The organism is Aestuariicoccus sp. MJ-SS9 (assembly GCF_032586235.1).
GTDB lineage: Bacteria > Pseudomonadota > Alphaproteobacteria > Rhodobacterales > Rhodobacteraceae > Aestuariicoccus.
Genome location: NZ_JAWHTD010000132.1, coordinates 1 through 720 on the forward strand (window position 1 = coordinate 1; position 720 = coordinate 720).

At 58.6% G+C, this 720-nt stretch carries 1 pseudogene; it reads right to left on the reverse strand.

The features are described from left to right. Positions 1-720 (reverse strand): annotated as a pseudogene (locus RXV88_RS23600) (IS3 family transposase); the annotation flags it as partial.

Below are 720 nucleotides of genomic sequence, written 5' to 3' on the forward strand. Positions count from 1 at the left end.
TTGTCGCTACGGACAAATGCTGGTGGTCCGCGCAGGATGAACAGGTCGGTGAGGGCATCGAGCACGTCGGTCGAGTTCAGCTTTCGCTTCACCCGTATCGCCAGGCAATCTCGACTGAACTCGTCCAGGATGTTCAATGTGCGGAAAGCCTTTCCATCGTCTGTACGGCAATGGACAAAGTCGTAGCTCCAGACATGGTTCCGATATTCCGGGCGCAACCGGATGCACGAGCCGTCGTTCAGCCAAAGCCTCGATCTCTTCGGTTGTTTCGGTGGCACCTTCAGCCCCTCCCGTTTCCACAGCCGTTCGACACGGCCATCGCTGACCTGCCAGCCAGCGTCTCTCAGCAGTGCCGCAACACGACGGTAACCGTAGCTGCCGTATTGCCTGGCAAGCTCAATCATATCCGCTACCAGGCGGGCTTCGTCTTCTCGGCCGCACGGTCGATATCTTTGTGTTGATCTGTGCTGCCCCAGTGCCCGGCAAATCCGGCGCTCTGACACCTTCATCTCGCTTCGGATCAACTCGATGCAGGCGCGCCGTCGGGCGGGGCTCAAAAGTTTCCCCGGGCAGCTTCCTTCAGGATGAGTTTGTCCAGAGTAAGGTCAGACACGGCCTTGCGCAGCCGCTCATTCTCTTTCTGGAGCCGCTTGAGCTCCTTCAGCTGGTCGGTTCCCATACCGCCGTACTGTTTACGCCAGCGATAATAGGTCTGCTCGG